Here is a 284-nt window from a genome sequence, read left to right as displayed (position 1 = left end):
GGGCTCGCCTCATTTCGGCTGGAGCCTGAATAAGGTCACCGATGCCTTCGGTAATACCATGGCCTACAAATACCACCGCGATCTGGTGGAGGGCATCAACTATCCCCTGGAGATCACCTACGGCAACCAGGGCGATGCAAAAATCGAATTCCAGTACGGCACCCGCACCGATGCGCCGCCGGTTCCCGTGCAGGATATCCAGCAGGAACAGCTGGTGCTGCTGCACCATGTCCGCGTACACCTCGATGGAAAGCTGCAGCGGGAGTACAAACTGATTTCTGAAA

The 284-nt window shown here is 56.7% G+C and carries 1 protein-coding gene; it reads left to right on the top strand.

Going from position 1 to position 284, the window contains the following annotated elements; all coding sequences use genetic code 11:
* The coding region (locus Q5Y71_RS17385; RefSeq protein ID WP_306043321.1) for a hypothetical protein at nucleotides 1–284 on the top strand (284 nt) is incomplete at both ends.

The sequence above is a fragment of the Microbulbifer sp. 2205BS26-8 genome, assembly GCF_030731025.1.
GTDB lineage: Bacteria > Pseudomonadota > Gammaproteobacteria > Pseudomonadales > Cellvibrionaceae > Microbulbifer > Microbulbifer spongiae.
This window is presented reverse-complemented; position numbering and strand designations above follow the sequence as displayed.